The sequence below is a fragment of the Mycobacterium sp. E183 genome, assembly GCF_001667735.1.
Taxonomy (GTDB): Bacteria; Actinomycetota; Actinomycetes; order Mycobacteriales; family Mycobacteriaceae; genus Mycobacterium.
Window position 1 is genome coordinate 1 of record NZ_LZJN01000117.1, and the last position, 25,380, is coordinate 25,380.

The 25,380-nt window shown below is 70.6% G+C and carries 25 protein-coding genes; 13 read left to right on the forward strand and 12 right to left on the reverse strand.

Annotation, left to right across the window (positions count from 1 at the left end):
• Positions 1–435 (forward strand): PH domain-containing protein (locus A5691_RS12405; protein WP_067758941.1); only part of this gene is annotated, 435 nt, incomplete at its 5' end.
• Here A5691_RS12405 and A5691_RS12410 read toward each other — a convergent pair.
• Positions 390–1,049 (reverse strand): GtrA family protein, encoded by a 660-nt coding sequence (locus A5691_RS12410; protein WP_067758944.1) that lies wholly within the window; start codon positions 1,047–1,049, stop codon positions 390–392. The two genes, A5691_RS12405 and A5691_RS12410, sit on opposite strands and share 46 nt — an antisense overlap.
• A gap of 97 nt (positions 1,050–1,146) precedes the next feature.
• Here A5691_RS12410 and A5691_RS12415 point away from each other — a divergent pair, with 97 nt between their 5' ends.
• From A5691_RS12415 to A5691_RS12440, 6 genes are all read left to right on the forward strand, one after another.
• Entirely contained in the window at positions 1,147–2,376 is a 1,230-nt protein-coding gene (locus A5691_RS12415; RefSeq protein ID WP_082950278.1) for a 5-(carboxyamino)imidazole ribonucleotide synthase, read from the forward strand.
• Complete coding sequence (gene purE / locus A5691_RS12420; RefSeq protein WP_067758950.1) at positions 2,369–2,881, forward strand: 5-(carboxyamino)imidazole ribonucleotide mutase; 513 nt, start codon at positions 2,369–2,371, stop codon at positions 2,879–2,881. The genes A5691_RS12415 and purE overlap by 8 nt, the downstream gene beginning before the upstream one ends.
• An 18-nt stretch (positions 2,882–2,899) precedes the next feature.
• A complete protein-coding gene (locus A5691_RS12425) occupies positions 2,900–4,069 on the forward strand; it encodes an acyl-CoA dehydrogenase (RefSeq protein WP_067758953.1) in 1,170 nt (389 codons plus the stop codon).
• Between the two features lie 137 nt (positions 4,070–4,206).
• Entirely contained in the window at positions 4,207–5,400 is a 1,194-nt protein-coding gene (locus tag A5691_RS12430; protein ID WP_067758956.1) for a PP2C family protein-serine/threonine phosphatase, read from the forward strand.
• Between the two features lie 71 nt (positions 5,401–5,471).
• The gene (locus tag A5691_RS12435) at positions 5,472–7,016 is read left to right on the forward strand and encodes a CHASE3 domain-containing protein (protein WP_082950283.1); all 1,545 of its coding nucleotides are present in this window, start codon (positions 5,472–5,474) and stop codon (positions 7,014–7,016) included.
• Positions 7,013–7,453, forward strand: a complete 441-nt coding sequence (locus tag A5691_RS12440) for a response regulator (protein WP_067758960.1) — start codon at positions 7,013–7,015, stop codon at positions 7,451–7,453. The genes A5691_RS12435 and A5691_RS12440 overlap by 4 nt, the downstream gene beginning before the upstream one ends.
• Positions 7,454–7,457: 4 nt before the next feature.
• Here A5691_RS12440 and A5691_RS12445 read toward each other — a convergent pair whose 3' ends face one another.
• On the reverse strand, positions 7,458–8,651 hold the full coding sequence (locus A5691_RS12445; protein WP_068019028.1) for a CoA transferase: 1,194 nt from the start codon (positions 8,649–8,651) through the stop codon (positions 7,458–7,460).
• A 13-nt stretch (positions 8,652–8,664) separates the two neighbouring features.
• Complete coding sequence (locus A5691_RS12450) at positions 8,665–9,579, reverse strand: class I SAM-dependent methyltransferase (RefSeq protein ID WP_068019030.1); 915 nt, start codon at positions 9,577–9,579, stop codon at positions 8,665–8,667.
• 116 nt (positions 9,580–9,695) lie between these two features.
• Between A5691_RS12450 and A5691_RS12455 the strand changes: the two genes are divergently transcribed.
• A complete protein-coding gene (locus tag A5691_RS12455; RefSeq protein ID WP_068019034.1) occupies positions 9,696–11,300 on the forward strand; it encodes an AMP-binding protein in 1,605 nt (534 codons plus the stop codon).
• 65 nt (positions 11,301–11,365) lie between these two features.
• A complete protein-coding gene (locus A5691_RS12460) occupies positions 11,366–12,025 on the forward strand; it encodes a cation transporter (protein WP_068019036.1) in 660 nt (219 codons plus the stop codon).
• A 1-nt stretch (position 12,026) separates the two neighbouring features.
• Here the strand turns inward: A5691_RS12460 and ctpC are convergent, their stop codons facing one another.
• The 4 genes from ctpC to A5691_RS12480 form a co-directional block, all read right to left on the reverse strand.
• On the reverse strand, positions 12,027–14,201 hold the full coding sequence (gene ctpC, locus A5691_RS12465; protein WP_068019039.1) for a manganese-exporting P-type ATPase CtpC: 2,175 nt from the start codon (positions 14,199–14,201) through the stop codon (positions 12,027–12,029).
• Positions 14,202–14,212: 11 nt separating this feature from the next.
• Positions 14,213–14,494, reverse strand: a complete 282-nt coding sequence (locus A5691_RS12470) for a DUF1490 family protein (protein WP_066949897.1) — start codon at positions 14,492–14,494, stop codon at positions 14,213–14,215.
• Positions 14,495–14,584: 90 nt separating this feature from the next.
• Positions 14,585–15,298, reverse strand: a complete 714-nt coding sequence (locus tag A5691_RS12475) for a TIGR03089 family protein (RefSeq protein ID WP_197694464.1) — start codon at positions 15,296–15,298, stop codon at positions 14,585–14,587.
• Entirely contained in the window at positions 15,286–16,758 is a 1,473-nt protein-coding gene (locus A5691_RS12480; protein WP_067758979.1) for an LCP family protein, read from the reverse strand. The genes A5691_RS12475 and A5691_RS12480 overlap by 13 nt, the downstream gene beginning before the upstream one ends.
• Positions 16,759–16,856: 98 nt before the next feature.
• Between A5691_RS12480 and rfbD the strand changes: the two genes are divergently transcribed.
• From rfbD to A5691_RS12495, 3 genes are read left to right on the forward strand one after another with little or no spacing between them, the layout of a single operon-like run.
• The gene (gene rfbD / locus A5691_RS12485; protein WP_067758982.1) at positions 16,857–17,744 is read left to right on the forward strand and encodes a dTDP-4-dehydrorhamnose reductase; all 888 of its coding nucleotides are present in this window, start codon (positions 16,857–16,859) and stop codon (positions 17,742–17,744) included.
• Entirely contained in the window at positions 17,737–18,633 is an 897-nt protein-coding gene (locus A5691_RS12490) for a glycosyltransferase family 2 protein (RefSeq protein WP_067758985.1), read from the forward strand. Before rfbD ends, A5691_RS12490 begins: the two co-directional genes overlap by 8 nt.
• Entirely contained in the window at positions 18,626–19,705 is a 1,080-nt protein-coding gene (locus tag A5691_RS12495) for a sugar phosphate nucleotidyltransferase (protein WP_068019042.1), read from the forward strand. The genes A5691_RS12490 and A5691_RS12495 overlap by 8 nt, the downstream gene beginning before the upstream one ends.
• Positions 19,706–19,765: 60 nt before the next feature.
• Here the strand turns inward: A5691_RS12495 and A5691_RS12500 are convergent, their stop codons facing one another.
• Genes A5691_RS12500 through cofD form a run of 4 tightly spaced genes read right to left on the reverse strand, consistent with a single transcriptional unit; the run spans position 19,766 to position 24,243 of the window.
• The gene (locus A5691_RS12500) at positions 19,766–20,323 is read right to left on the reverse strand and encodes an NUDIX hydrolase (RefSeq protein ID WP_197498887.1); all 558 of its coding nucleotides are present in this window, start codon (positions 20,321–20,323) and stop codon (positions 19,766–19,768) included.
• A complete protein-coding gene (locus A5691_RS12505) occupies positions 20,320–21,894 on the reverse strand; it encodes a class I SAM-dependent methyltransferase (protein WP_068019046.1) in 1,575 nt (524 codons plus the stop codon). The genes A5691_RS12500 and A5691_RS12505 overlap by 4 nt, the downstream gene beginning before the upstream one ends.
• 10 nt (positions 21,895–21,904) lie before the next feature.
• A complete protein-coding gene (locus A5691_RS12510) occupies positions 21,905–23,245 on the reverse strand; it encodes a coenzyme F420-0:L-glutamate ligase (protein ID WP_068019049.1) in 1,341 nt (446 codons plus the stop codon).
• Positions 23,242–24,243, reverse strand: coding sequence for a 2-phospho-L-lactate transferase (gene cofD, locus A5691_RS12515; protein ID WP_068019052.1), 1,002 nt, complete (start codon positions 24,241–24,243; stop codon positions 23,242–23,244). The genes A5691_RS12510 and cofD overlap by 4 nt, the downstream gene beginning before the upstream one ends.
• A 353-nt stretch (positions 24,244–24,596) precedes the next feature.
• On the opposite strand from cofD, the gene A5691_RS12520 reads away from it, so the two are divergent.
• On the forward strand, positions 24,597–24,935 hold the full coding sequence (locus A5691_RS12520; RefSeq protein WP_007168083.1) for a WhiB family transcriptional regulator: 339 nt from the start codon (positions 24,597–24,599) through the stop codon (positions 24,933–24,935).
• A 15-nt stretch (positions 24,936–24,950) separates the two neighbouring features.
• Here the strand turns inward: A5691_RS12520 and A5691_RS12525 are convergent, their stop codons facing one another.
• Positions 24,951–25,373, reverse strand: coding sequence for a metallopeptidase family protein (locus A5691_RS12525; protein ID WP_067758997.1), 423 nt, complete (start codon positions 25,371–25,373; stop codon positions 24,951–24,953).
• Positions 25,374–25,380: the final 7 nt, after the last annotated feature.

The window sequence follows — 25,380 nt, forward strand, 5'->3', positions numbered from 1 at the left end:
GTCGTCGTCCTTTTGCTGGTGACCGCGATCGCGGCGTTCGGGTCGGGATACCTCAACTCGACGCACTGGAGCCAGCTGGCCAAGAACATCATCTACGGCGTCATCTGGGGCATCTGGCTGGTGATCGTCGGCTGGCTGACGCTGTGGCCGTTCTTGAGCTGGCTGACCACCCATTTCGTCGTGACGAACCGGCGGGTGATGTTTCGGCACGGGGTGCTGACCCGCACCGGAATCGATATCCCGCTGGCGCGGATCAACAGCGTGGAATTCCGCGACCGGATCACCGAGCGGATGTTTCGCACCGGGACGTTGATTATCGAATCGGCGTCACAAGACCCGTTGGAGTTCTACGACATACCGCGGCTGCGCGAGGTGCACGCGCTGCTGTATCACGAAGTCTTCGACACCCTGGGTTCCGAGGAGTCGCCCGGCTGAGTCAGCCGGCCGGCCCGGTTGCGCCAGGACCGCAGCAGCGTGACGTTGCCGCCCTCGATCTCGTCCTCGAGCATTTCGGCGATACCACCCGCGGTGAGGGCGGATTCCAGCGCCTTGTCCGGGTTGCGCGCGAACTCGTCGGGGAACACCCAGCGCCGGAACGCATAGAAGCGGAACGCCATCTGCAGCAGGTTGCCGATGATGTAGGCCGAGATGAAGTCGGCGATGTTCTCCACGGTCAGCGACACCATCGGCTCCCGCAGCTGCAGGACGTAGCTGGAGAACCACAGCGGCGCCATCGACAGCAGCACGCCCACCCCGCTGAACGCGAAGAACAGCAGCGCCTCGTGGTGACGCTCCCGGCCGCCGCGATCGCGGAAGCTCCACTCCCGGTTCAGCACGTAGGACGCGATGACCGCGACGATGCCGGCGATGACCTTCGCGGTGACCGGCTTGGAGTCCAGAATTGTCAGTTTCAGCGTGTAGAAAATCGCCGAGTCGATCACGAACGTGGTACCGCCGACGATGGCGAATTTGATCAGTTCGTGGTGGCGCAGCAAATAGGGCTGAATAAAGCCGGGCATGCGCTCGATTGCGGCGTCGGCGAAGGGCACAAGTGGTCAGTGTACGGACGGACACAAAATAGACGCAAAATCGTACATAACGATTCGGCGTCACCGCCGGTCAACACGCCGCCCGCGCCGTGACACCATGATGGCCGTGCCGAACATACGCCCTCCCGGGGCCGCACCCACGATAGCGCCGGTGGTCGCCATGGTCGGCGGCGGACAGCTGGCCCGGATGACCCACCAGGCCGCGATCGCCCTCGGGCAGACGCTGCGCGTGCTGGCCACCGCCGCCGACGAGCCGGCCGCGCAGGTCACGCCCGACGTCGTGATCGGTTCGCACACCGAGCTGGACGACCTGCGCCGGGTCGCGGCCGGGGCCCATGTGCTGACGTTCGACCACGAGCACGTGCCGAACGAGCTGCTGGAGAAGCTGGTTGCCGAGGGGGTGAACGTCGCGCCGCCGCCGGAGGCGCTGGTGCACGCCCAGGACAAGCTGGTGATGCGCCGGCGGCTGGACGCGATGGGCGCCCCGGTCCCGCGCTACGCCGGCATCGCGAATCTCGAGGAGCTGGACGCCTTCGCGCAGCTCGTCGGCGGCCCCGTGGTGGTGAAGGCCGTCCGCGGCGGCTACGACGGGCGCGGGGTGCGGATGGCGCGCGACCCCTCGCACGCCCGCGATATCGCGACCAGCTTCCTGGCCGATGGCGTGCCGGTGATGGCCGAGGAGCAGGTGAACCTGCGCCGCGAACTGTCGGCGCTGGTGGCGCGGTCGCCGTTCGGCCAGGGCGCGGCCTGGCCGGTGGTGGAGACGGTCCAGCGCGACGGGATCTGCGTCCAGGTGATCGCGCCCGCCCCGAACCTGCCCGAGCACGTGGCCGCGGCCGCGCAGCAGCTGGCGTTGCGGCTGGCCGCCGAACTCGGCGTGGTCGGGGTGCTCGCGGTGGAGCTGTTCGAGACCGTCCAGGGTGAGCTGCTGGTCAACGAGCTCGCGATGCGGCCGCACAACTCCGGGCACTGGACCATGGACGGGGCGCGCACCAGCCAGTTCGAACAGCACGTGCGGGCGGTGCTGGACTACCCGCTCGGCGACACCGATGCCATCGCCCCGGTGACGGTGATGGCGAACGTCCTGGGCGCCGCGCAGCGGCCGGCGATGACGGTCGACGAGCGGTTGCACCACCTGTTCGCGCGGATGCCCGACGCGCGGGTTCACCTCTACGGCAAGGAGGAACGGCCCGGCCGCAAGGTCGGCCACGTCAATTTCCTGGGCTCCGACATGGCGCAGCTGGCCGCGCTGCGGGAGCGCGCCGAGCTCGCGGCACACTGGTTGTCACACGGGCAATGGACGGACGGATGGGATCCGCATGACTAGCAACCCCAGGGTCGGCGTGATCATGGGCAGCGACAGCGACTGGTCGGTGATGAAGGACGCGGCCGAGGCGCTCGCCGAGTTCGACATTCCGGCCGAGGTTCGGGTGGTCTCCGCGCACCGGACCCCACAGGTGATGTTCGACTATGCGCGCGGCGCGGCCGACCGCGGCATCGAGGTGATCATCGCGGGCGCCGGCGGCGCCGCACACCTGCCGGGGATGGTCGCGTCGGCGACGCCGCTGCCGGTGATCGGGGTGCCCGTCCCGCTGGCGCGGCTGGACGGCCTCGACTCGCTGCTGTCGATCGTGCAGATGCCGGCGGGCGTGCCGGTGGCCACGGTCTCGATCGGCGGCGCCCGCAACGCGGGCCTGCTCGCCGTGCGCATGCTCGGGTCGTCCGACCCGGCGCTGCGGGCGCGCATCGTCGAGTTTCAGGGCCGGCTGGCCGAGAGCGTGCGGGCCAAGGATGAGGCGCTGCAAAAGCGCCAGGGTAAAGTTACTGGCTAGTAGCTAGAGGAGGCCACGATGGCTGGTTGGGCCGGAGACCCCACGTTCGATCTGTTCCAGTTGCCCGAGGAACACCAGGAGTTGCGGGCGGCGATCCGCGCGCTGGCGGAGAAGGAGATCGCCCCGCACGCGGCCGACGTGGATGAGAATGCGCGGTTCCCACAGGAGGCGCTCGAGGCGCTGAATGCGTCGGGGTTCAACGCCGTGCACGTGCCCGAGGAGTACGGCGGGCAGGGCGCGGATTCGGTGGCGGCGTGCATCGTGATCGAGGAAGTGGCCCGCGTCGACGCCTCGGCGTCGCTGATTCCCGCGGTGAACAAGCTGGGCACCATGGGGCTGATCCTGCGCGGCTCCGACGAGCTCAAGAAGCAGGTGCTGCCGTCGATCGCCGACGGCACCGCGATGGCGTCCTACGCCCTCTCGGAGCGGGAGGCCGGCAGCGACGCGGCCTCGATGCGGACCCGGGCCAAGGCCGACGGCGACGACTGGATTCTCAACGGCGCCAAGTGCTGGATCACCAACGGCGGCAAGTCGAGCTGGTACACCGTCATGGCGGTCACCGACCCGGACAAGGGCGCCAACGGCATCTCGTCGTTCATGGTGCACGCCGACGACGAGGGGTTCACGGTCGGTCCCAAGGAACGCAAGCTCGGCATCAAGGGCTCGCCGACCACCGAGCTGTACTTCGAGAACTGCCGCATCCCGGGCGACCGGATCATCGGCGAGCCGGGCACCGGCTTCAAGACGGCGCTGGCGACGCTGGACCACACCCGGCCCACGATCGGCGCGCAGGCGGTCGGCATCGCGCAGGGGGCGCTGGACGCCGCGATCGCCTACACCAAGGACCGCAAGCAGTTCGGCCGCCCGGTCAGCGACAACCAGGGCGTGCAGTTCATGCTCGCCGACATGGCCATGAAGCTCGAGTCCGCGCGGCTGATGGTCTACCACGCCGCCGCCCGCGCCGAGCGCGGCGAATCCAACCTGGGCTTCATCTCCGCGGCGTCCAAGTGCTGGGCGTCCGACGTGGCGATGGAGGTGACCACCGACGCCGTGCAGCTGTTCGGCGGCGCGGGCTACACCGTCGACTTCCCGGTGGAGCGAATGATGCGCGACGCCAAGATCACTCAGATCTACGAGGGCACGAATCAGATCCAACGCGTGGTCATGTCGCGGGCGCTGCTGCGCTGACCTATAGGATCTCCGTCGGTTAACCATCGGGGTGGTAGGGCCACACGTAAAGTCGAACAAATGTGTCTTACCGCGGCCAGGGGGTCTGAAGTGAACAGCGTGGCCACCTTGGCGCATCCCCGGACGACCGGGAATTGATGCCCGTGCGCGCACCAGTGACCCCGGCGGCGAGTTGGCAGTCATTGTCGTTGCTGTTGGTCGAGGACGACCGGGCGGACGCGGTGCTCGTGGAAGACCTGATCGCCGACGCCGTCGCCGATATCCGGGTGGTGTGGGCGCAGTCGATGGCCCACGCCGAACGCGAGCTGGCCTCCGCCCGGCCCGACTGCGTGCTGCTGGACCTGCACCTGCCCGACGCCAACGGCATCGACGCGCTGGACCGCATCGCCAAGCACGACGCCACCGTGCCGATCGTGGTGCTGACCGGACTGAACGACGAGTACTTCGGGGCGTCCGCGGTCGCTGCGGGCGCCCAGGACTATCTGGTCAAGGGCCGGGTCGAGCCGGAGATGCTGCGGCGCGCGCTGCTGTATGCGATCGAACGCAAGCGGGCCGAGCTGATCGCGGCCGACCTGCACGCGACCCGGCTGCGGGCGCGGGAGAACGCGCTGCTGGAGCGCGGGCTGCTGCCCTCCCCGCTGCTGCTGGACAAGCCGGGCGTCGATATCGTCGCGCGGTACCGCCCGAGCCGCGAGGACGCGTTGCTGTGCGGGGACTTCTACGACGTGGTCCAGACACCCGATCGGATCGTGCACGTCCTGATCGGTGACGTCGCCGGCCACGGGCCGCACGAGGCCGCCCTGGGTGCGGCGCTGCGGATCGCGTTTCGCGCGCTCACCTTCGCCGGCGTGCACGGGGTGGAAGTGATGCGGCAGCTCGAGCGGGTGCTGCACTCGGAGCGAACGGACACAGGCGTTTTCGCGACCGTGCTCAGCTTGGAGATCCCGCCCGACAGCACGCGCATCACCGCCATCCGCGCCGGCCATCCGGGGATGCTGTTGCAGCGCGACGGCGCCGTGGAATGGGTGGAGCCGCCGGGCGGTCCGGCGCTGGGCCTGCGCGCCGACGATGACTGGCCGCGGTTCGAGATGGACCTGCCCCCGGGTCAGGGGCTGCTGCTGCTGACCGACGGGCTGTTCGAGGGATATTCGGGACAAGGCATCCGGCGCCTCGGCGAGGACGGCCTGCTCGCGCTGGCGCGATCGCACGCGGCCAAGCCGGGCCCGGAGTTCGTCGATGCGCTCATCGACGGCGCGCAGCAGCTCGCCCAGTCGCACGGCGGGCTCACCGACGACATCGCGGTGCTGCGGGTGGAAAGGACCACCACGTGACCCCGAGGTTGCGCCGCCCGCGACTGTCGCAGCTCACCGTGCGCGGATGGCAGGCGCTCGTGTTGGTCAGCATGGGCGCGATGGTGCTCGCCGGCGCGGTGGTCGGTGCGTTGCTGCTGAATCGCACGGACCAGATGACGCGCGACCTCGTCGACAACATCCAGCCGGCGCGCGTGGCCGCCTTCCAGCTGCAGGCCGCGCTGCGCGACCAGGAGACCGGCATCCGCGGCTACCTGATCGCCGGAGACCGGCAATTCCTCACGCCGTACTACGACGGTCAGCACAGCGAACAGGCTGCGGTGGAAGAGATCCGGCGCCGGCTGGGCGGGCGTCCGGACCTGTTGGGTGACCTGGACGCGATCGAGGACGCGGCGGCCAGGTGGCGGGAAAGCTATGCCGAACCGGTGATCGCGACCGTGCTGCCGAACGGCAAGAACGTCAACAGCAAGCCGTCGGCCGAGCGCGGTAAGGCCGAATTCGACCATCTGCGAATGCTTTTCGATACCCAGAATGCGAACCTGTCAGCGGCCCGGGCGGCCGCGGCGGGCGAACTCAAACGCGTTGATGCCTGGCGCGACAGGGCTTTCGGTGCCATGGTGTTGTTGTTCTTCGTCACGGCCGGGATGCTGGGGTTCCTGATCCGGGAGACGGTCGCCCGGCCGCTCGCGGCGCTGGCCGCGGCGTGCCGCCGGATCACCCAGGGCGGCTTCGAGGAAAGCATCGCGGCGCCGAAGCGGCCCAAGGACGTTCGCGACATGGCGATCGACGTGGAGAACATGCGCAGGCGGATGGTCGAGGAGCTCGAGATCTCACACTCGGCGCAGGCGCAACTGGACGAGCAGGCGGCCGAATTGCGCCGGTCCAATACCGAACTCGAGCAGTTCGCTTACGTGGCGTCGCACGACCTGCAGGAGCCGCTGCGCAAGGTCGCCTCGTTCTGCCAGCTGCTGGAGCGGCGCTACGGCGATCAGCTCGACGAGCGCGGCATCGAATACATCGGCTTCGCGGTCGACGGGGCCAAGCGGATGCAGGCGCTGATCAACGACCTGCTCACCTTTTCGCGCGTCGGCCGGCTCGGCACCACGGAAACCGACGTCGACCTCGACACCACGCTGGACTCCGGTCTGGCCAACCTGGCCACCGCGATCGAGGAATCCGACGCCGAGGTCGTGCGACCCGACTCCCTGCCGCGGATCAAGGGCGACCCGATGCTGCTGACGATGCTGTGGCAGAACCTCATCGGCAACGCGGTGAAGTTCCGGCACAAGGACCGCAGGCCACGCGTCGTCATCGAGTGCGCACCGGGCACCGCCGCTCATGACCGCGAATGGGTGATCACCGTGTCGGACAACGGCATCGGCATCCCGGCGGAGTTCGCCGACAAGGTCTTCGTCATCTTCCAACGCCTGCACGGCCGCGACGTGTACGCCGGGACCGGCGTCGGCCTCGCGCTGGTCAAGAAGATCGTCGAGCACCACGGCGGCACCATCCGGATCGACACGACCCGCACCGAGGGCACCCGGTTCGAGTTCACCCTGCCCATGTCCATGCCCGAGCCCGAGCCCGTTGGCGAAGCAGACGCAGACGCAGACGCTTTGGAAGGAGCGCATCAATGACGTCAGAAGGTAGAGCGATCGACATCCTGCTCGTCGAAGACGACCCGGGGGACGAGCTGATCACGCGAGAAGCGTTCGAGCACAACAAACTCAACAACCGGCTTCATGTCGCGCACGACGGCGAGGAAGGCCTCGACTACCTCTACCGGCGCGGTCAGTTCTCCGACGCGCCGCGGCCCGACCTCATCCTGCTGGACCTGAACCTGCCGAAATACGACGGCCGTCAGCTGCTGGAGAAGGTCAAGTCCGACCCCGATCTGGCCCGCATCCCGGTCGTCGTGCTCACCACCTCATCGGCGGAGGAGGACATTCTGCGCAGCTACAAGCTGCACGCCAACGCGTATGTCACCAAACCCGTTGACCTGGACCAGTTCATGAAGGCCGTCCAGCAGATCGACGAGTTCTTCGTCCAGGTGGTGCGGCTGCCCAGCCAGTGACGGCTTAAGACGTGGTCTGCGGCGCGGTGAGGAACTCGTCGTTGTGCTGTCCCGGCGCGGGCGGCGGTTCGGTGGCCGCCGCGTCGAAGCTCGAGTAGCGCGCGGGCATACGGACCACCGTGACGGTGCCGTCGCCGTCGCCGACGCGCAGGGCGAGCTCGTTCTCGGCGAACAGCGGGGTGTCCACCACCTGCTTCCAGGTGTAGGCCAGGCAGGCCATCAGGCCGCCTTCTTGAAGCAGCTCGACCCATTCGGCCGCGGTCTTGGCGGCCAGCGCAGACTCGAGCTCCTCGGTCAGTTCGTGGTAATTCATTGCGCGTGAACGCTGGTCGATGAACCGTTGGTCGGTCAGCAGGTCGGGGCGGCCGATGATCTGGCACAGCTTCGCCCAGTGCTTGGGCACGTACGCGCTGATCACCAGGTACCCGTCGGCGGCCTTGAACGCGTCCGACGGCTGGGTGGCGAAGCCAACTCCCTTGCGCTTCTTGGCTTTCGGTGCCGCATCGGGTTTGGGCGCCTCGCTCGGCTTGTTCAGGTGGATCGTGAGCTGGCCGGCCTGCAGGTTGACCGCGACGTCGTACATTGCCACCCGCACCACGTCGGCCACCCCGTGGCGCTCCCGGTTGAGCAGCGCGGCCAGCACCGCCTGCGCCAGTACGTGACCGCTGGCGGCGTCGACGAGCTGGAACGGGATGATCTGGGGCTTGCCGGTCGGCGTGGGCATCCCGGTGGTCATGCCCGACTCGGCGGCGACCATCAGGTCGACGCCCGGCCTGCTGCCGTGCGGGCCGTTGCCGCCGTAGGCCGACAGCCGCGCGTAGATCAGCCTGGGGTTGCGTGCGCGCAGGTCATCGGGGCCCAGGCCCATGCGCTCCATCACGCCGGGGCGGAATCCCTCCAGCACGACGTCGGCCGTGTCGACCAGCCGCAGGATCTGCTGCTTGGCCTCGTCGTCCGTGAGGTCCACCGCCACCGACTTCTTGCCCCGGTTGTGCGGCAGAAACAACGTGGGCAGCGGCGGGCGCCCGGGCAGCACCGCGGTGATCTGCCGCGCCGCCTCACCGTGGGGCGCCTCCACTTTGATCACCTCGGCGCCCAGGTCGGCCAGCACCTGACCGGCCAGCGGCCCGGCGATGTTCTGGGTGAAATCGAGTACCCGGAATCCGTCAAGTGGCTTGGCGGGCGTGCTGTCTGCCATCGGTGGCCTTCCGTCAACGGGCCGCGTGCAACTCTGCGATGCAGTAGTAGTTCTGGGCGAACGGCGCACCGGGATCGGTGCGCTGCAAAGGTAACCCGTTGTCGGCCAACAGCTGATTCAGGGGTGTGCGAGTCGGGCGCCAGCCGTGCCGCTCCAGGTGGGTCGCCGCGTCGTTGCGCTCGCCCGGAAAGCCCAGGTCGCCGAGCGCGATGTCGAGGCCGTTGTCCCGCCACTTCTGGCTGGCGGCGTTCAGGGCGTCCCCGTTCGCGCCGGAATTGATGAAGACCTCGGCCACCAGCCGGCTGCCGGCGGCGCTCAGCGCGGTGATGTCGTCGAGCAGCCGGTCCTGCGCCTCGGGCGGCAGGAAGCCGAGCAATCCCTCGGCGGCCCAGGCGGTGGGTCGAGCGGTGTCGAATCCGGCGTTGCGCAGCGCCGATGGCCAATCGTGGCGCAGGTCGATCGGCACGGCGCGCACCTCGGCGGTGGGCCGGGCACCGAGCTCGGCGATGGTGGCGGTCTTGAACTCGATGACCTCCGGCTGGTCGATCTCGTACACCGTGGTGCCCGCCGGCCAGGGCAGCCGGTAGGCCCGCGCGTCCAGGCCGGAGGCCAGGATCACCACCTGGCTTATCCCCGCGGCGCCGGCCTCGGCGAAGAAGGCGTCGATGTAGCGCGTGCGGGCGGCCAGCATGTCGGTCATGCGTTGCATGCCCCACGGCGCCCCGGGCTCGTCGACGTCGGCGGAGTCCAGTTCGCCGGCCGCCCAGCGCGTCATGAAGTCCACCCCGACCGCCCGCACCAGCGGCTCGGCGAACGGGTCGTCGATCAGCCCGTCGCGGGTGGCCCGGGCCCGTCCGGCGGCCACCATGGTGGCGGTCGCCCCCACACTCGTGGCCAGGTCCCAGCTGTCGTTGTCGGTGCGCGTCATCGGCAATCGTCCCCTTCCGTCTAGTCGTTAGCCAGAATAACGATGGTGACGAAAGACCCCGTCCGTAGTGGCGTTGCGCCCTTATCCGGCGCGGTGTCGGGCGGCAGCATCGACGTGTGCAAATTCTTCGGCGCGCGGGTGCGGAAGCCCGGTCACTGCTCCTCTACGCCCGGTCCGGGGGATTGCGGTGGATACCGCCCGGCCGCGTCGCGCCGGTGCTGGGCGCCGTTCGGCGCTACGGCATCCTGGGTGCGGCGACGGCGATCGCCGCCGGACGGGACCCCGACGGGGTGGCGCTGATCGACGAGCGCGGCCCGCTGACGTTCGGTGAACTTGACCGCCGGACCAACGCGCTGGCCAACGAGTGGCGCCGGCGCGGCCTGGGCCCGGGTCACGGCGTGGCCATCCTGGTCGGCAATCACCGCGGCTTTCTGGAAGCCGTCTACGCCGCAGGCAAGTGCGGCGCCGGTGTCCTGCTGCTCAACACCGGCTTCGGCGCCCCGCAGCTGGCCGGGATGCTGGCCTCCGAACGCGCCGATCTCCTGGTCTACGACGAGGAGTACGGCGCCGTCGTCGCCGACGCCCGGCCGCCGCTCGGCCGCGTCCTGGCCTGGACGGAGACGCCCGATCCCGACTCGCTCGACGCGCTGATCGAGCGGGGCGATCCCGCCCCGCCGCCGGCCTCCGGCGGGCGGCCCAAGATCGTCATCTCGACCAGCGGGACGACCGGAACGCCGAAGGGCGCCGCGCGTTCGGAGCCCTACTCGCTGATACCGGTCGGCGGCCTGCTCGGGAAGGTCCCGTTCCGCGGCCGGGAAGTCACCGAATGCTGTGTGCCGCTGTTCCATTCGATGGGTTTCAGCCATGCGATGTACGGCATGGTGCTGGGCTCGACCCTGGTGCTGCGCCGCCACTTCGATGCCCGGGAGACGCTGGCCAGCCTGGCCGCACACCGGGCCAGCGCCATGATCGTGGTGCCGATCATGTTGCGGCGCCTGCTCGACCTGGGCCCCGCCGCCCTGGCCGAGCACGACCTGTCGGCGCTGCGCATCGTGTTCATCGGCGGCTCGCAGCTGGGCGCCGCGCTGGCCACTCGCGCGCTCGAGGCGCTCGGGCCCGTGGTCTACAACATGTACGGGTCGACCGAGGTCGCCTACGCCACCATCGCCACGCCCGCGGATCTGGCCGTCGCGCCGGGCTGCGTGGGTGCGGTGGTGCCCGGCTCGGTGGTCAAGGTCTTCACCGCCGACGGGCGTGAGGCGCCGCCGGGGACGCCGGGGCGCATCTTCGTCGGCAACGTGCTGGCCTTCGAGGGCTACACCGGTGGGGGCACCAAGGAGTCGATCCGGGGCCTGATGTCCACCGGCGACGTCGGTCACTTCGACGGCGACGGCCGGCTCTTCATCGACGGGCGCGACGACGAGATGATCGTCTCCGGCGGGGAGAACGTCTACCCGGGCGAGGTCGAGGAGGCGCTCTCACACCACCCCGACGTCCTCGACGTCGCGGTGGTCGGGGTCGGCGACGAGGAGTTCGGGCAGCGGTTGCGTGCCTACGTCGTGGTGCGGCCGGGCGCGACGCTGACGGAGGATGACGTCAGGCAGTACGTGCGGGACCGGCTGGCCCGCTTCAAGGTCCCCCGCGACGTGCTGTTCGTCGACGCACTGCCCCGCAACGCGGGCGGAAAGGTGCTCAAGCGGGTGCTGACCGGTCAGGTTTGACACGGTTGTGTTACTAGCTGGTGTCCGGGACTGCCGCCGGGCGCGATCGCCGCTAGCCTCGCGCCATGACCACCTTCTCGCTCACCGCCGGCGGCCAAGCCCTCGCCGCGGCGCGGGACGCCGGTTGGCGGCGCAGCGCCGAGTGGGCGCGGCGCCTGGCGTGGATCAGCCTGGTCGCGGTGCTGGTCGAGGGCGCCGTCGGGCTGTGGCAGGGCCTGGCGGTCGGGTCGGTGGCGCTGACCGGCTGGGCGCTCGGCGGGGTGTCCGAGGCGCTGGGCAGCGCGATGGTGGTGTGGCGGTTCAGCGGAGCCAGGACCTTCTCGGCAGACGCCGAGCGGCGCGCGCAACGCGGTGTCGCGGTGTCGTTCTGGCTGACCGCCCCGTACATCGCCGCGGAATCCGTCCGGGAGCTGATCGGTGAGCACCGCGCCGAGGCGTCGGCGATCGGGCTCGCGCTGACCGCCGCCGGGTTGCTGCTGATGCCGATCCTCGGCCGGGCCAACCGCCGACTGGGCGCGCGGCTGGACTCGGGCGCCACCGAGGCCGAGGGGATGCAGAACTACCTGTGCGCCGCCCAGGCGGCCGGGGTGCTCGTCGGGCTGGCGACGATGGCGCTGTGGTCCGGCGGCTGGTGGATCGACCCGGCGGTCGGGCTCGGGATCGCAGGCGTCGCGGCCTGGCAGGGTGTGCGGGCCTGGCGCGGCCACGACTGCGGCTGCTGCTGAGCTAGTCGAGCCGGTACCGGATCAGCCGGGAGCTGTTGGCCACCACCGCGACCGACGACGCGTTGTGCAGGATCGCGGCCAGCACGGGGGACAGCGCGCCGCCCGCGCCGATGATCAGCCCGGCGGCGTTGACCGCGATCGACATGCCGTAGTTCTCCCGGATGACGTCGACGGCCCGGGCGCCCAGATCCCGGACGTCGAGCAGGCGATGCAGGTCGTCGTTGGCCAGCGCCACATCGGCGGTCTCCACCGCGACGTCCGTTCCGGCCAGGCCCATCGCGATCCCGATGTCGGCCGCCGCCAGTGCCGGGGCGTCGTTGATGCCGTCACCGACCATGCCGACCACGTAGCCGTCGTTCTGCAGGCCGCGCACCACCTCGAGCTTGTCCTCCGGCATCACCTCGGCGCGCCACTCGTCGATCCCCAGTTCCTCGGCGACCACCTGGGCGATGTCGGGATGGTCGCCGGTGAGCATGACGATGCGGCGAATCCCATTGTCCCGCAACTGCTTAAGCACCTCGACCGCTTCGGTGCGCACCTCGTCGCGCAGGCTGATCAAGCCCACCAGCTTGCCGTCGACCGCGAGCAACAGCGGGGTCTCGGCCTGGCGCCGCAGCCTGTCCACCCACTCCGAGGCCTTCTTCGACACCCGCACCTTCTCGGCGCGCAGCAGGCCGGGGCTGCCGAGCAGCAGGGTGCGGCCGTCGGCCCAGGTGCGCATGCCCAGGCCGACCAGGACCTCGCACTCCTCGTGCGGCGGGATGGTGATGTGGCGCTCCTCGGTCGAGCGGATCACCGCCTCGGCCAGTGGATGGCGGGAGTGGATCTCCGAGCTGGCCGCGTAGGCCAGCACCTGCTCGGGCTCCCAATCCTTATGCAGGGCAATGATGTTGGTGACCACCGGACGGCCGACGGTCAGCGTGCCGGTCTTGTCGAACACGATCGCGTCCACCCGGCCGGCCTGCTCGAGGTGCGATCCGCCCTTGATCAGGATGCCGCGGCGCGCGCCGTTGCCGATCGCGGCGCTGATGGCCGTCGGGGTGGACAGGCCCACCGCGCAGGGGCAGGCGATCAGCAGCATGGTCATCGCGCGGCGCACGTCCCCGGTGACCGCCAGGGTGAGCGCCGAGACGATGAACGAGGTGGGAACGAAACGGCGGGAGAAGTTTTCGCCGACGGTCTGGATGGGCGCCCGGTCGTGCTGCGCCTCCTCGACGCGGGTGATGATGCGTCCGATCGCCGTCTGGTTGCCGACGGCCTCGGCCCGCACCACGAGGCGCCCGCGCACCACGACCGACCCGGCGTGCACGTGCGCGCCCACCGCGACCGAAACGGGCAGGTTCTCACCGGTGATCGCGGACTGGTTGACGATCGCCTCGCCGTCGACGACCTCGCCGTCGACCGGGATCGCGACGTGGTCGTGAATGATCACCTCGTCGCCGATCTCCACGCTGTCGATGGGGACCTGGACCTCCGCCCCGTCGGCGAGCCGGATCCAGGCCGTGTCCTGGCTGCCGCGCAGCAGCTCCGAGATCGCCCGCCGGGTGCGGCGCAAAGTCAGGTCCTGCAGGTACTCACCGATGTTGAGCAGCCACAGCACGGTGAGCGCCACCACGTTCTCGCGCAGCACCAGGCTCGCCACCGTCGCGGCCGACACCAGGGCGTCGGTGCCGGCCCGGCCCGAGCGCAACGAGCGCAGCGCCCCGCGCAGGAACGGGTAGCCGGTGAAGATGGTGACGCCGGTGGCCAGGATCCGGCCGTTCGGGCCCAACAGCGGCGGCCGGGCGAACACGTAGCGGCGCACGCCGAGCAGGGCCAGCGCCGCGCCGCCGATGACCATCCGCAGCACGTCGGTGTTGCGGATCTCCGACGAATGCGGAGCGCGGGCCGGGATCAGCTCGGCGGCGACGTGCGCGGCGGAGGCGATCGCCGCCAGCACCGCGGCGCGGTCACACCGCCGGGGCGAGTACCAGACGACGACCGATCCGGTGCGCGGGTAGGCGTGCACCACACGCACGCCGTCCTCCTTGGCGACGGCCTCCTCGACCGCCACCGCGCGCCGGGAGTCGCACCGCAGCCAGTCGACGGAAACCCGCATGCGCCCGGCCGCATCCGAAATGACCTGCAGCGCAGGGTCTTTCGAGCGGACCGGCTCGAGGGCGGTGGCGAGCGCCATCTAAACGGGATTCAGTGGTCGTGCTGGTGGACGTCGGCGACGGCCGGGGTGGGCGCTTCCTCGCCGATGCGCTCGCGGGCTTCTGCCATGACGTCGGCGATCTTGAGCCGGGCCGACTCGGCAGCCTCCTCGGCCTTGCGGGTTCCGCGCAGCCCGAGCTCCGCCGCCGACACCGCGGTCTCGTGCAGCGGCGCCTTGGCCACGGCCTTGCGCACCACCTCGTAAGCCGTCACGCCGACGAGGCCGGTGACCACAGTCGATGCCGCCTTTGCCAAGAGCGCGTACCCCGCCATTGCCCGGACCTCCTTGTCGTCGCCGCGTCAACCGACGCTCGCTCGACGTTAACATTGAAATATAGCGATATCAATATGAATCGCGCGTCCCTAGAGCACCCGGGTGACCTTCTCGGTCTCGATCCGGCGCGCCAGCGCCGACGGGTCGGGATGGGCGACCTGCACCAGCGACGCGCCGACGGCCAGGATCGCCAGCAGGCCGTCCACCAGTTCCCGGGGGCCCGGCCACGCGGCGGTGGAAAGCACCCGGTCCTTGGCGGTCAATTCCCTTGCGGCGGCGGAGCTTTGGCAGTCGGCCAGCACCTCGTCGACGGACCGGCCGGCCAGCGCCGGGCCGGGATGGCGTTCGGCGACGATTTGGTCGCCGTGCACGCGCACGGCGGTGGCGTAGTCGGTGACGCCGATCGGGAGGTCCCCGGCCGGACGACCGAACGGGTCCAGCGACAGCACCGCCACCTCACCGGCCATCGAGTCCGCCTCGTCCAGCCGCCCGGCGGTGCACAGCGCGATGTCCGCCGCGCCCGGTTCGAGCACCGCCTCGGCGCCGATCCACCACACGCCGAACAACACGGCCGCGGTCTGCCAGTGCGCCGGCAGCAGGATCGCGACCCGGCTGCCCGGCCCGGCGCCCAGCTCGTCGCGCAACAGGTTGCCGGTCTTGGCCGCCCAGTTGGCCAGCGTGACCGCGGACAACTCGATGCGCTCGCCGGTGGCGTCGTCGTAATAGGTGATGCGCGGGCCGACCGGATCGGCCCGCAGCATCGGGTCCAGGATGGCGCCGGAAAGCGTGCTCAGTTGATGCACTCGGGCTTGTCGGAACCGGCGGTCAGGATCGGCGAGGGCGCCGGGACGTTGGGGTCCGCCGCCACCGAACCGACGTTGGACACCCGGGCGGGCATCACCGTCCCGGTGCCGGACAGGCCCGAACCGGGGCCGCTGTAGTCGTTGCCCAGCACCACCCGAACCGAGCCCGGTGCCAGGGACGGATCAGCGACCACCGGCAACCCGCCCAGCTCCTTGGACACCTCCTGGGCGCCCACGTCGTCGGTCTTGGCGGCCCGCACCTGGCTGCCCTTGACGTGGCCGCCGTCGTTGTTGCCAACCGTGCCCGCACCAAATCCCTTGGACGTCAACACCTGTGACACCGCCGACGCCAGCCCGTTGATGTCGGTGTCGTTGACCACGCTGGCGGTGGTCTTCGCCGGGGTGTAGGCGATCTCCTCGGTCTTGCCCTGCTCCTGGTCGTGCAGCAGCCCGCTGACCCAGTCGGCGACCTGGTGCGGATCCACCCGCACCACGCTCTGCATGCCGTCGTCGCTCCAGCCGGCGCCGTCGAGCACCGGGATGGTGGCGAACGCGACATTGCCACCGGCCAGTTTCTGCATCTGCTGCACGAAGTCCATGACGTCCCAACCCGACGAGATCACCACCGAGCGCTGCACGGCCGCCTCGAGCCTCTTGACCGTGGTGGGGCTGGACAGCGTCTTGCCGGAGATGACCCGGTGGGCCAGCGAGGCCATCACCACCTGCTGGCGCACCACCCGGTCCAGGTCGCCGCGCGGCAGCTCGTGCCGCTGGCGGACGAAGCTCAGCGCCTCCGGCCCGTCGAGCCGCTGCGGGCCGGCCGGGAAGTCGGCACCCGAAAGTGGTTCGAACACCGGCTCTTTGAGGCAGACGTCCACGCCGCCGAGCGCGTCGGTGATCAACGAGAACCCGAGCAGGCCGATCTCGGCGTAGTGGTCCACGGTGACGCCGGTGAGGTCGGCGACGGTCTTGATCAGCGCTTCGCGCCCGGCCTCGGTGCCCTGCGCGGCGGCGTCCTCGGCCGAGTCGCCGGCCTTGACCAGGCTGGTGCGCTTGGCCTCGCGGGTCTGGCCGTAGACGCCGTTGATCTTCGTCTTGCCCAGGCCGGGGGCCGCGACGTAGGAGTCGCGGGGGATCGAGATGGCGGTCGCCGACTTCCCGTTGTTGGGGATCCGGATCAGGATGATCGTGTCGGTGTTGGTCGCTTCCTCGTCGCCGGCGCGCAGGGTGGCCAGTTCCTCCTGCGACAGCGGGTTGCCGTGGGCGTCGGTGCGGCTGTCGAGGCCGACCAGCAGGATGTCGATCGCGCCGTCGTCGCCGCCCTTGCCGAGCGAGGGTGCGGACATGTGGAAGATGCCGTCCTCGAAGGAGCGGACGTTGCTCCACGCCAGCCCGGTGCCGAGGACGACAACGAGCGTGAGCGCAGTGGCAATCACACGAACCACACGTTGCACAGGCATCCCACTAGGTTACTTGCGACACAGACGCTTCGCTGGTAGCGAACCCCCGCGCGCCCCGGCCGTCGCCCGCGCTTTTGCGCGCATGCCAAACTCAAACCATGTCGAGCAGGATCGTGATCGCCGGTGCCGGGGGCCAACTGGGCCGCTACTTGCGCTCGCTCGCGGCCGGTCAGGGCCGTGACGTGCTGGCCCTCACGTCGTCGGAGTGGGACATCACCGACCCCGCCGCCGCCGAGCGGATCGTCCGCGGTGGCGACGTGGTGATCAACTGCGCGGCGTACACCGACGTCGACGGCGCCGAGAGCGACGAGGCCGGCGCCTACGCCGTCAACTCCACCGGCCCGGAGAACATCGCCCGCGCCTGCGCGCGCGTCGGCGCCCGGTTCATCCACGTCTCCACCGACTACGTCTTCAACGGGGACTTCGACGGCGCCGACCCGCGCCCGTATGAGCCCAGCGACCGGACCGCGCCGTCGGGGGTCTACGGGCGCAGCAAGCTCGCCGGGGAGCAGGCCGTGCTGGCGGCGCTTCCCGAGGCCGTCATCGTCCGCACCGCCTGGGTCTACACCGGCGCCGACGGCAAGGACTTCGTCGCCGTCATGCGCCGGCTGGCCGCCGGGGACGGCCCGGTCAACGTGGTCGACGACCAGGTCGGGTCGCCCACCTACGTGGGCGACCTGGCGGAGGCGCTACTGCAGATCGCCGACGACGGCGTGCCCGGGCCGATCCTGCACGCCGCCAACGAGGGCGCGGTGTCCCGCTTCGAGCAGACCCGCGCGATCTTCGAGGCATGCGGCGCCGACCCCGAGCGCGTCCGGCCGGTCAGCACCGCCGAGTTTCCCAGGCCCGCGCCGCGCCCGGCCTACTCCGCGCTGTCGGGCCGCGAGTCCGCCGCGGCGGGCCTGCGGCCGTTACGGCCCTGGCGCCCCGCGCTTGTCGCGGCGCTCGCGGCCGCCGACCGACCGTTACCCTCGACGCGTGACTGACGTCCTGCCGGTCGTGACGGTGACCTACTCACCGGGCCCACACCTCGAGCGCTTCCTGGCCTCGCTGTCGCTGGCCACCGAGCGGCCCGTGTGCGTGCTGATGGCCGACAACGGCTCCACCGACGGGACGCCGGAGGCCGCCGTCGAGCGCTACCCGAACGTTCGGCTGTTCCACACCGGGGCCAACCTCGGGTACGGCACCGCGGTGAACCGGGCGGTCGAACAACTCGACCCGGGCGACGACTGGGTGATCGTGGCAAACCCGGACGTGCAATGGGGTCCGGGCAGCATCGACGCCCTGCTGGACGCCGCGACCCGCTGGCCGCGCGCCGGCGCACTCGGCCCGCTGATTCGCGACCCGGACGGCTCGGTGTACCCGTCGGCGCGGCACCTGCCCAGCCTGGTCCGCGGCGGCATGCACGCGGTCGTCGGCCCGGTCTGGAAGCGCAACCCGTGGTCGGCGGCCTACCGGCAGGAGCGGCTGGAGCCCACCGAACGCCCGGTGGGCTGGTTGTCCGGGTCTTGTCTGCTGGTCCGCCGGTCCGCCTTCGCCCAGGTCGGCGGGTTCGACGAGCGCTACTTCATGTATATGGAAGACGTCGACCTCGGGGACCGGCTCGGCCGGGCCGGCTGGCTGAGCGTCTACGTGCCGTCGGCCGAGGTGTTGCACCACAAGGGCCACTCCACCGGGGACGACCCGGCGAGCCACCTGGCCGCGCATCACGAGAGCACCTACCTGTTCCTGGCCGACCGGCACGCGGGGTGGTGGCGGGCGCCGCTGCGCTGGGTGCTGCGGGGCTCGTTGGCGTTGCGGTCCCGCCTGATGGTGCGCGGCGCGCTGCGGGATCGGAGACGGAAACTGGCGGAAGGGCGGCGCGCAAATGGCTAACCCGCAAGTCGATGCGGTGATTCTGGTCGGCGGCAAGGGCACCCGGCTGCGGCCGCTGACGCTCTCGGCGCCCAAGCCGATGCTGCCCACCGCCGGTCTGCCGTTCCTGACCCACCTGCTGTCGAGGATCGCCGCAGCGGGCATCGAGCACGTCATCCTGAGCACCTCGTACCAGGCCGCGGTGTTCGAGGCGGAGTTCGGCGACGGATCCAAGCTGGGCCTGCAGATCGAATACGTCACCGAGGACAGCCCCCTGGGGACCGGCGGCGGCATCGCCAACGTCGCCGGCCACCTGCGCCACGACACCGTGCTGGTGTTCAACGGCGACGTGCTCTCGGGCTCGGACCTCAACCAGATGATCGACTTCCACCGGGCCCAGCAGTCCGACGTCACGCTGCACCTGGTGCGGGTGGGCGACCCCCGGGCCTTCGGCTGCGTCACCACCGACGAGAACGGCCGGGTCACCGCCTTCGTGGAGAAGACGCAGGACCCGCCGACCGACCAGATCAACGCGGGCACTTACGTGTTCGCCCGCGGCATCATCGACCGGATCCCCCGGGGCCGCGAGGTGTCGGTCGAACGCGAGGTGTTCCCGGCCCTGCTCAAGGACCCGGACGTCAAGGTCTGCGGCTACGTCGACGCCACCTACTGGCGGGACATGGGCACACCGGAGGACTTCGTGCGCGGCTCGGCGGACCTGGTGCGCGGCATCGCGCCGTCACCCGCGCTGCACGGCCACCGCGGCGAGCAGCTGGTGCACGACGGCGCGGCGGTGTCGCCGGGCGCGGTGCTGGTCGGCGGCACCGTCGTCGGGCGGGGCGCCGAGATCGGGCCCGGCGTGCGGCTGGACGGCGCGGTGATCTTCGACGGCGTCAAGGTCGAGGCCGGCAGCGTGATCGAGCGCTCGATCATCGGCTTCGGCGCGCGCATCGGCCCGCGGGCGCTGATCCGCGACGGCGTGATCGGCGACGGCGCCGACATCGGCGCGCGCTGCGAGCTGCTGCGCGGCGCCCGGGTCTGGCCCGGCGTTGCGATCCCCGACGGCGGGATCCGCTACTCGAGCGACGTCTAAGGCGCACGCCCTCTTCCGCCGAGGGTCACGCCAGCGTGGCGCCCGGCGCCGTCGGTCACGCTAGCGTGACCCGCGCGACCGGGTGGTGCCCCGAGCGCGCGCGACCAAATACGCCAGCGCGTGGTCGGTCCCGTCCGGCAGGGCGTCGGCCGGCCACCACCGCAGGTCATCCGACTCGTCGCTGATCGCGATTCGCGCGCCGGCCGGCGCGTGCGCCACGAACTGCAGATCCAGGTGGCGGGTGGGCACGCCCAGCGAGCAGGTGACCGGGTGGACGTGCACCGCGGCCAGCCGGGGTTCGATGCGCAGGCCGTCGACGCCGGACTCCTCGGTGGCCTCGCGCAGGGCGGCGGCGGCGATGTCGCGGTCGTCATCGTCGCAGTGGCCGCCCAGCTGCACCCAGCGGCCCAGCCGCGGATGCAACGTCAGCAGCACGCGGTCGCCGGTGTGGTCGACCACCAGCGCCGACGCCGTGACGTGGCCGGGCACGCACTCGCGGCGGCACGCGTCGGGACGGGCGAGCACGAAGGCAAGCACCGCGTGCCGCAACGAATCCTGCCCGGCGTCGGGCGCCTGCCAGTCGGACAGCAGCGCGATAGCCGACTCCCGGACGCTCACCGGGCGCCCCGCCGCTTCCGGCGATCCCGCAGCGAGGCCCATGCCGCGCGGCACCGCGCCACCACCTCGGGTTGCAGACCCAGGCGGTCGATCAGGACGTGGCGGTCGACGAGGTCCAGCGCCTTATCGATCTCGTTGGCCCTCAACAGCAGGTCGACGTCGCCGGCCAGCCCCGGGCCGGCCAGCGCCGGTGGGGGAATGGGCAGCTGCTCGGCCTCGCGGGGTTCCAGCTCCAAGATCCCCCCGCCGTAACTGCGGCCGATGATCTCGGCGAAGGCGAACGTCACGCTGTTGTGGAAGGCGGTGGCCAGCGCGGCCGCCTCGACGCCGGGGGAGAGCCGGACCCGGTGCACGGTGTCGGTGCTCGTCGCGTCGGCGGCGTTGACGGTCAGCCGCGGCGCCAGGTGAATCTGTCGCAGCAGGAACAGATCCGGGACCCACGGCGACGGAGTGCTCCACCACGGCTTGCGGATCGAGCATTTGTAGCCCCGGTGCACGCCGGCGGACTCACCGGCCCGGATGTGTGCGATCAGCGCGGGGTCGTCCGGCTCGCGCGGCGCGTCGAGCAGCCAGGTCCGACGCCCGGCCGCGACATCGCCTGCCCGGCAGTCGGTGTCGTAGAACAGCCCGGATAGCTGCGCGCTGCGCGAGACGAGCGGCACGCAGTGGGGCAGCAGCGCGAGTTCGCGGGCCTGCGCGTCGGTGAACGTGAAGAAGCTGTTGCGGCCCGTGACGATGCCGACGTCCACGTCGGCGACCGAGCCGAGGCGGGTCATGGCCGCCGATCCCTTGAGCGTTCGCAGCGCCCGGATCGCGTCAGGGCGCAGAAAATATTTGGTCCACTTCTCGTTCTCGTGCAGCAGCGCGGGAGCCCAGTCGACGTCCAGGGCCGCGCGCGCGAGCGCGTCGGCGTCGGTGAGGTGCAGGGTGCGGATGCGGGCCGGCCCGGCGCCGGCGACCCCGCAGAACAGCACGACCTCCTGCAGGATGCCGTCGAACACCAAGCGCTCGAACGTCACCAGGGTGATGTCGCTGAACCGGCTCAGCAGGAACTCGCGCAGCTGCGCGGCGTAGGTGACCTGAAGCAATTCGGCCGGCAGCACCAGTCCCACCCGGCCGCCGTCGCGCACCAAGATCGAGCTCGCCACCACGAAGGGGACCCAGGCGTTGGTCAGGCGGCTGGGCCGCAGGCCCGCGCGCCTCATCAGTTCTAGCGCGGGCTCGCGCTGCTCGGCCGCCCAGTTGCCGAACCGGATGTAGGGCGGGTTCCCGGCGACGCCGTCCCAGGCGCCGGGTTCGGTGGTGGCGAGCCAGCCGAACAGGTTCGCGGCGTCGACGGGCGCGAATTGCCTTGCCTTGGCCGCCTCCTCGCCGACGAGTTCGACGCCGCGGGGCCGTCCGCCGAGGGCGGCCAGCTCGCGCAGGATGGCACCGTCGCCGCAGGAGGGTTCGACGATGCGCGGTCCGGCTTCGCGAACCCAGCCGGCCAGGAACAGGGCCACGGGCGCGGGCGTGTAGTAGCCGCCGCGGGCCTTGTCGGCGGACGCCGCCGCCTTGCCCGCGAATCTCATGGGGCCAGTATCACTTGCGGATCAACAAATCCCCGGCGTCCGCGGCGTCGCGCGGGCCGGCGGGTTCCTCGGGGTAACCGATCGCGATGGCGCCCAACGGCTCCCAATCGGCGGGCAATTCGAGTTCGGCGCGCACCAGGTCGGGGGCGAAGATGGTCGAGCCGATCCAGCAGCTGCCCACCCCCCGCACGGCCAGGGCGACGAGCAGGGCCTGCACGGCCGCCCCGACGGCGACGGTGAACATGGTGTGCTCGGCCTCGGTGCGGGCGGCGTCGGGGTACGTGTGCGCGCCGTCGCGAGCCAGCATCGGGATGACGACCTCGGGTGCGTCGTAGAGGATCTGGCCCCGCGCCACCCGGCGTTCCACCGAGTCGGCGGGCCGGCCGTCGCCGGCGAGGTCGGAGCGCCACTTGTCCTTCATCCGGTCCAGCAGCCGCAGCCGGACGTCGGGAGTCCGCAACCAGACGAACCGGACCGGGCGGGTGTGGTGCGGGGCCGGGGCGGTGAGGGCTTCTGCGACGGCGTCTTCGATCAGCCCGGGCGCGACGGGCTCGGCGCTGAACCGGCGCACGGACCGGCGCAGCAGCTGGGCCTGCCGGCGCCCCATGTCGAGGGCCTCGGCGGTGCCGAGCCAGAACAGGTCCTCCTCGCCGGGCCGCAACAGCTGCCGGGCCGTCGAGCCGTCGTCGGCCACCGTGAGGCCGCGCACCACGGCGACCGGCATGGCGGTCAGCTTGCCCTTCACCAGATCGGCCGCGGCCGCGACCTCGTCGGCGACCGCGATCTCGGTGACCACCAGCTCGTTGCCGTGCCGGTCGACGGCCCCCGAATACCCGTGCAGCACAGCCAGACCCGACGAGCCCACCGCGGCGTCGATCTGGCCGTTGCGCCAGGCGCGGCCCATCGTGTCGGTGATGACCACCGCCACGTCGACGCCCAGTCGCTCGCGCAGCCCGGCCCGCAGCGCCGCGGCGCTGGCGTCGGGGTCGACCGGCAGCAGCGCGAGTTCGTCGCGGCCCACGTTGGATCCGTCCACGCCCGCGGCGGCCTGGATCAGGCCGATGCGGTTCTCGGTGATCAGGGTGCGGCCCTTGCGCGCCAGCACCCGCACGGCCTCGTCGTCGACGAGCTTGCGCCGCAGTTCGTCGCGCTGCTCGGCGTCCTGCGGGGCCGGCACCAGCCGGCCCTCGCACTTGGACACCACCTTGCTGGTCACCACGACGACGTCGCGGTCGCGCAGCCAGGGCGCGGCCGAGGCCAGCGCCGCGCTCAGGTCGTCGCCGGGCCGGAACTCGGGAAGCCCGGTCACGGGCAGGATCTCGATCGCCGCGGCGGCGCCGTGTTCGGTCATGGGGTGACGCCCGCGAGCTCGAGACCGGCCCGCACCATCTCGGCCGTCGCCTTGGGGTCGGTCATCAACAGCGGCACGGCGGTCACCGCGACGCCGTCGACGTCGGCGTGATCGCCCTCGTGCACCAGCCAGCAGTCCAGTATCCCGGTGCCGCCGCGCGCCCCGTAGTGCCGGCCGACCGCCTCCGCGGTGGATTCCACCCCGATCACCGACAGGCACGCATCGGCCATGCCGCGCAAGGGTTTTCCACCGATGATCGGGGAGTAGCCGACGACCGGGGCGGTCGCCGAGCGCAACGCCGCGCGAATCCCGGGGACCGCAAGGATGGCGCCGACGCTGACCACCGGGTTCGACGGCGCCAGCAGGATGGCGTCGGCGTCGGCGATGGCCGCCACCGCTTCACTTGTGGCGGTGGCCTTTTCGGCGCCGACGAAGGCGAAGCTGTGCGTGGGCACCTCGGCCCGGTAGCGCACCCACCACTCCTGGAAGTGGATCGCGCGGCGGGTGCCGTCGTCGGGATCGGTGATCACCACGTGCGTCTCGCAGCGGTCGTCGCTCGCCGGCAGCAATCGAGCGCCGGGTTGCCAGCGGTCGCACAGCGCGGTGGTGATCTGTGACAGCGGGTAGCCGGCGTTGAGCATCTGGGTGCGCACCAGGTGGGTGGCGATATCCCGGTCGCCGAGCCCGAACCAGTCCGGCTGCACGCCGTAGCGCGCCAATTCCTCTTTGGCGTGCCAGGTTTCGTCGCGGTGACCCCACCCGCGCTCCGGGTCTACCCCTCCACCTAAGGTGTACATGCAGGTGTCCAAATCCGGGCAGACCCGCAGTCCATGAATCCAAGCGTCGTCGCCGATGTTGACGATTGCGTTAAGTTCGTGGTTGCCGGTTCCCGCTTCTGGGTGCTGTTGCGTTCCGAACGGACCGAGCCCGAGCAGCTGTTGAATCCCCAGCAGGAATCGGGCGCCGCCAACCCCACCGACCAGAACGGTGACCTTCACGTGGACGACAGTACTGCCCGGCGACCTTGCGGTGGCGGGGCCGTTACGCGGCCCTTAAGCGTAGTCGTGGTCGGTGTGATCGACACGCCGAATGCGCAAAACAACGGAAACGCCGTAATTCGGTCACGAGATGGTATGGAAATGCGCCGTAATGCTTGACCCGGCTGGTCAACCCGTGTCTAATCACAACAGTGTCATTTCCCGGTTGGCCGGCCGGTTCCGGTGTCGCAGACCGAGATTCGATCACTTGTTCGAATTGTCTGTACACATCAGAAATAGTGGGAACCACTCACTCTCTCAATCAAACTGAGGAGGCGGACGACCGTATGTCTTACGAACATCTTCGAGGAGTCATGGCGAGCACGCCGCACACCCCCATCGTCTCGGCGCCGGTCCGACCGGCCCGGCCGCACTTGACCGTGGTTCCTGATGCGCCAGTCGCATTCGAACCCGAGCCGATGCCGGCCCCCGTCGCGGACCAGTGGCAGGACCGGGCGTTGTGCGCCCAAACCGATCCCGAGGCGTTCTTCCCGGAGAAGGGCGGCTCCACCCGCGAGGCCAAGAAGATCTGCCTGGGGTGCGAGGTACGCCACGAGTGCCTGGAGTACGCCCTGGAGCACGACGAGCGCTTCGGCATTTGGGGCGGGCTCTCCGAGCGCGAGCGCCGCCGCCTCAAGCGCGGCATCATCTGACGCCGCGCCGCAACATCATTCGTCGTCGATCGTCGGGTCGATGATCGACGGCTCCACGTCGAGGTAGATGGCCACCTGGGCCACCAATATTTCGTGCAACAAATCACCGAGCTCGACGGTGTCCTTGGCCCGTCGCTCAATCGGCTTGCGGAACAGAACGATTCGCGCCCGCGTGGCGTTGCCGCGGACGTCGACACCGGCCGGGATCAATCGCGCCAGCGGGATCGGCCCGTCGGCGATGACCTCCGGCGGCCACTGCACGCTGTCGGGATCCTTGGCCGCGATGCGGGGAATCTCGTCGACCGCCACGTCGAGATCGGCGAGGCGCGCCTGCCAATTCCGCTCGATGGGTTCGTAGGCCTCCAGCACCGCCATGTCGAATCGCTCGGCCCGGCTGCGCCACCCGGGCACCGTCGGCGGCAGCAGCGGGCCGCGCACATCGCGG